This window comes from Oleiphilus sp. HI0123 (assembly GCF_001635315.1).
Window position 1 is genome coordinate 1 of sequence record NZ_LWGE01001226.1, and the last position, 5,686, is coordinate 5,686.

The 5,686-nt window shown below is 44.2% G+C and carries 7 protein-coding genes; 6 read left to right on the forward strand and 1 reads right to left on the reverse strand.

The features are described 5' to 3' along the window. The 6 genes from minD to A3761_RS14075 form a co-directional block, all read left to right on the forward strand. Positions 1–592: septum site-determining protein MinD (gene minD, locus A3761_RS14050; protein WP_068750373.1), on the forward strand; the 592-nt coding region annotated here is incomplete at its 5' end. Continuing rightward, complete coding sequence (minE, locus tag A3761_RS14055) at positions 589–840, forward strand: cell division topological specificity factor MinE (protein WP_068513820.1); 252 nt, start codon at positions 589–591, stop codon at positions 838–840. The genes minD and minE, both read left to right, overlap by 4 nt. 73 nt (positions 841–913) lie before the next feature. Beyond that, complete coding sequence (locus tag A3761_RS14060; RefSeq protein WP_068513817.1) at positions 914–1,417, forward strand: HPP family protein; 504 nt, start codon at positions 914–916, stop codon at positions 1,415–1,417. 93 nt (positions 1,418–1,510) lie between these two features. Then, positions 1,511–2,935, forward strand: coding sequence for a PhoH family protein (locus A3761_RS14065; protein WP_068513813.1), 1,425 nt, complete (start codon positions 1,511–1,513; stop codon positions 2,933–2,935). 231 nt (positions 2,936–3,166) lie between these two features. After that, positions 3,167–4,267: a hypothetical protein gene (locus tag A3761_RS14070; protein ID WP_068750375.1), complete on the forward strand. Its 1,101-nt coding sequence runs from the start codon at positions 3,167–3,169 to the stop codon at positions 4,265–4,267. Between the two features lie 100 nt (positions 4,268–4,367). Then, a complete protein-coding gene (locus A3761_RS14075; protein WP_068513806.1) occupies positions 4,368–5,465 on the forward strand; it encodes a hypothetical protein in 1,098 nt (365 codons plus the stop codon). Positions 5,466–5,491: 26 nt separating this feature from the next. On the opposite strand, the gene A3761_RS14080 is transcribed toward A3761_RS14075, so the two are convergent. Next, positions 5,492–5,686, reverse strand: a 195-nt coding sequence (locus tag A3761_RS14080; RefSeq protein WP_231881224.1) for a hypothetical protein, incomplete at its 5' end; no start/stop codon positions are given.

A 5,686-nucleotide genomic window follows, 5' to 3' on the forward strand; every position in this document is an offset into this window, starting at 1 on the left:
TAAGCAGGTTGAAAATCTGTACATCCTGCCAGCGTCTCAGACTCGTGATAAAGATGCCCTATCCGAAGATGGTGTTGAAAAAGTTCTATCTGAACTTGCCAAGACTTTCGACTTCATTATCTGTGACTCACCTGCCGGTATTGAACACGGCGCACAGATGGCTCTGTATTTTGCCGATGAAGCGATTATCGTCACAAACCCTGAAGTATCTTCAGTCAGGGATTCTGACCGAATCCTTGGTATCCTGAACAGTAAATCTCGACGTGCCGAGCAAGGACTAGAACCCGTCAAAGAGCACCTGCTACTAACTCGCTATAACCCAGAGCGAGTCGATAGAGGCGAAATGCTTAATGTAGAAGATGTAAAAGATATTCTGGCCGTGAAACTACTAGGCGTTATACCTGAGTCTCAGGCAGTACTATCCTCTTCAAACCAAGGGGTTCCTGTTATTCACGACCAAGAAAGCAATGCCGGACAAGCCTACTCGGATGCTGTAGAGAGACTGCTAGGTAACGAGCTGCCTCATCGCTTCTTGCAAACAGAGAAAAAGGGCTTCTTTAAACGTATGTTTAAGGGGTCTACAACAGCATGAGTTTTTTCGATTACTTTAAAAGCAGCAAAAAGAACACTGCATCAATCGCTAAAGAACGTTTACAAATCATCGTCGCACATGAACGAGGTAAACGTGAACAACCTGATTATTTACCTCAGCTCCAACAAGAGATTCTCGAGGTGATAAGAAAATATGTACCTGTCGATCAAGAACAAGTTCAGGTACAGCTAGATAAAAACGATGATTGCTCAATTCTGGAACTAAACGTTACACTTCCAGAAGATTAAGACCAAGACCTCTTCGGAGGTCTTTTTTTTAAGTTACTACTGTAGAATTTAAGTAAAGGAATGACCCCATAGCATGAACACTGGCAACACCACTTCAGGAAAGCTAAATAAACTCTACGCTCGCGACATTATGACTCCACACGTCAAATCTGTCCCACAATCCTGGACCATGCAGCAATTTTCTGCCTTCTTATCTGATAACAATATCTCTGGCAGCCCCGTTGCTAATCAAGAAGGGCAGCTTATTGGCATTGCTACACTTAAAGATATTGCCGACTTCCACTTAAATTCTGTTGATAGCTCTTATGAGGAACAGCTCAGCGAAGAAGAGAAGCTCGAAGCAAGACGCTTACGTATGATGATTTTTGAAGGCATGGCCAAACTTCCAGTAGAAGTAGGCGATATTATGACCCCAATAATTTTCTCCGTCGACGAGGAAACAGCCATTGTCGACGTCGCTAAACTAATGATGGAGGAGCATTTACACCGCGTTTTTGTCAAAAAAGGTGAAGACCTGAGCGGTATCATTACTACTTATGATCTACTCAAAGTCATCGTCGATGAAGCTGCTAGCTAAATACGCTTAGCTCTAATTGATGGCATCACACTTGATGGCACAATCTGGTCAGTTAACTATCAACCCTAAGTTGCATAAGTCAGAGGTTTTTGTATGGTAAAAAGTAAGTTAAAACACAACAAGAAGCTTTATGTACTCGATACCAATGTACTAATCCACGAACCAGAGTCTATTTACAAGTTTGATGAACACGCAGTGTTTATTCCTCTTCGAGTATTAGAAGAACTCGATGGTCACAAACGAGGCAAAAATGAAATTGCCCGCAACGCTCGGCAGGCTCACCGTTATCTTGACGAGCTATTATCCAACATAGAAATAGACCAGCTCGATAAAGGCATCAGCCTTGACTCCTGCACCTTATATCCGGCTACTAATCACGAGGGCAAGCTATTCTTCCAAACCTTCGAAAAGGAACGTGCGCCGGTTGCAGACAACGAAATCATTGCTGTCACCCGACAACTGAGCGAAAACTACGCTAATAGTGACGTAGCAGTAGTTCTAGTTACTAAAGATATTAATATGCGCATTAAGGCCAGCGTTCATGGCCTGATTTCAGAAGACTACCGAAATGACCAAGTAGCCAATGTCGGTGACGAATTACTCTTTAGTGGCCAAGTCGAAATTACCGATGAAATGTGGGAAGCGCCTGGTATAGATATCAAAATTGACCGAGAGGATTCTCAGGAATTTGGCACGCTTATCACCTATCACATTACTGCTCCCTGGGTTCGCAACTGGAGCATCAATACTCACATATATTCAGACTCCAGCAGTAATCAAACTTTCCGCGGCCAATTGAGACAAGTTGTCGATCAGACGGCTACGATTGAGTTATTACCCGATTTTGAATCTCAATATCATTGCTGGGGAATTCAAGCTAAAAACAAAGAACAGAATTTTGCTTTGGCAGCACTCACTGATCCTGAAATTGATTTCGTCACCATCGCCGGAGAAGCCGGGACAGGTAAAACTCTGTTAACCCTAGCTGCGGCACTACACCAGGTGTACGAAGATAAGTTTTATGATGAAATCATTGTCACTCGGGCCACGGTTCCAATGGGTGAAGATATCGGCTTCTTACCCGGCGAAGAAGAAGATAAAATCGGCCCTTGGATGGGCGCGATCACCGATGCTTTGGAAACATTGAGCGCCAACCCCAACGGCACCGATTTCGAAAGGAAGTCGAGTGTTGAATTCTTAAAAAGCCGCGTAAAAATAAAAAGCTCCGGTTTTATGAGAGGCCGAAGTTTCTCCGACAAGATCTTCATTATTGATGAAGCCCAGAACCTGACCTCTGCACAAATGCACGGTCTCATATCACGAGCTGGTCCAGGCACTAAGGTCATTGCGATTGGCAACCTAAAGCAAATTGATACACCCTATCTATCGGCCTCAACGAGTGGCTTCAGCTTTGCAATGGACCGCATGCGAAACTGGGAACACTATGCTCACATCACACTACAAAGCGTTGAACGCTCCCGTCTTGCAGACTACGTTGCTGCCAATTTTTCTGACTAAACAGGCATAAAAGTCTATAGGGTAAGCCTAAGTGCTTGCCCTATATTTATTGCCAAAAATGCCAATACTCTGTCCTCTACTGTCATGGTCTTCTTACCATTCCCGATAAATAATGATCAAGTAAAAACAGGACGGCCCTCTCTTCTCAGATAATGGTCAGATAAAGTGTCTGTTGTACTTTGTCCGCAGGACGCAAAATAAAAATAATATACATATCGAAAGGTCCTAACTATGTTTAAAACTAAGAAATCTATACTTTCCACCTGCGCGCTTTCTTTATCTCTATTATGGGGATCAGGGCAAGCGATGGCTGCCGACAACTGCTATATAATGGTTCACGGGCACGGAACCCAAGGCGACATCAAAATCAATGCCCTCGNCTCTTGGCGAACATCCCACTTCAGCAACTATAACGGTGCTGACTTTATGGATGACTTGCTGAGCTCTGGCGACAATTATGCCATTGTTGGTTACGACTCAACCGACGAAAGCGGCTACCCTTACTGGAGAAACGAAACCTCTGGCGAAATTGCTCGACAGATCATTTCTATCAAGCAAGGTAACGGAGACGGCCTCAATCACCCTCAAGCTGGCACTCAATGCTCGGCCAATGACGACTTTTGGGTTGTATCGCATAGTCAGGGCGCTCAGCAGATGATGTTTATCGCCGGTAATGCGGTCTCAGGCGCACCCAACTACAATACGGCTTACACAAGCTCTGGTTCCGTTAGTGTTGATTATGCATCCGCCATGAACGACATTCTCGGGATTTTCACGCTTGGCGGCGCAATAACCGGAACCGAAGGTGCTGACCGAGTTTGTAACGGCAACTGGTTAGATGCACTTATAAACGCGGCATTCTTAGGTAAAGACTGCAACCCAAGTGTACAATGGCTTCAAACAAACGATTCTTACACTGTTAAGAATTATATTGGTTCCAACCTAGCTGCTCCGGTTTATGTTATGGGCGGTTACAAGAGCTTCCCTGGTATTGAAGGCGCATCTGCGGCTATGCTTAATGGCGAAGATGATGGTTATATCAACCTGGCATCGCAAATGAGCTGTGAAGGTTCCGGTAAGCGCAATATTTGGGACGACCTGAATACCTACAAAACATTCTTTGGTATTGCCTACGGCAGCCCGACCTTCAAGTGTAATAACAGCAATAAAGGCACACCGCGCACCTATAATATGGCGAGTGTTTATACCGACCACGATGCAGAACGAAACGGAGGCATAAACTCTCCAAGCTACACCTCCATCGAAAACGGCCTATCTTGCGGCAATGGACGCAACATGGCCGGCCGCATAGACTCTTGTACTGCAAACTAAGATAAGCAAAATCAAGAGATAGACTGAACCCTGGAACTACACGGCTAGTTCCAGGGTTACCCTCCAAGTCACCAAGCGCCTAAACTAAGAGTTAACCAAAATGCAGAAACACAAAACAATAACAATCTCACTTGTTTCAATTCTTTCAATTGGCGGGCTTCTATGGCTCAACAGCTCAAACACAGACACGCCCGAGCTTGCTGTCGTTAGTAAGACCTCTGCTGATCAGGCTCAGCAAAAAACTGAAAATAATAATGTCATAGCAAAAATACCATCCAAACTACCAAGCACCGACATCAATGAAACCGAAGATCAGGAAGAAGTTCTCGAGCAGCAAGCGCCCTTGAGCCCCATCGACAGAATTAAAGCTATCCAGCAAAAAACTGCACTACATGAAGCAATCATTGATGATCACAATCGCTTTACCCGCTACCCAGACTATAACCAAAAAATCAGCTCAGCTGAGCAAGACCCCACCGAGAAGCGCTACGCAATTGATGAACGGACCAGCCTTGATGAAGAGACTCATACTGCACTAACAATCTGGAGCGATAAGAAATACTATCTTCATGGAGACATAGCAACCATCTATGCAAGCCTTCAGGACGCGAACCAAGCACCAATTCCAAGCCAGTTTCTGGGCCAACTAATCTACAATGAAAGCTCGAACCTGCAACAGTTTGAGTTCACTGACGAAAATCAGGACGGCATTTACGAATATCGAATTGATATTGATGCAGAAAAAATTGCTGGTTTATATAAAGTACTAATCGTTAACAAAACCAACAAACTTGCAGACGCTATTACTTTCACTCTTTCAGAACCGGCTCTAGAGCTGACCGGAAACTTTCGAGATAAGCTCAATGCGCAAGGGAATTTATTAATAGAGACCGAAATTAGCGTCAGCAGCAAAAACCGTTTTTACTTTCAAGCCTCGCTCTATAGCGCCAGTAATACACCTATTGGCACAACCCAACATTCAGGTGAGCTTGCACCTGGCAAGCATTGGATACCTTTGGAGTTCGATGGCTTAATGATTCATGACGCTCAGGAAGAAGGCCCTTTCTTGCTGAAAAACCTGTCACTCGCAAAAGTAGCCTTACCTATCCAACTAGCGCCCTTAGCTCACCCTGAATTCTATACAAGAGATTATAGTTTGAGCCAGTTTCGATCAACACAGTATGCCGCAAGCCAATAAAGCAGCAATTTATCTAATGAAGTGGATCACTGATAACGTTTTAGAATTCGATCAAGCTCACCGGTTCTGACGAGGTTTTCAATAAGCATATCGAGTGTTTTTGGCGCAATCTTATTTTTAATTTGTTTTGAATAGGCGCAATGAAGTTTATATTCGTCTGCAGGCAGCTTGGCCAATACAAGCTGCTCATTCAATTTTCTTTCTCGAAGTTGATACTTGAG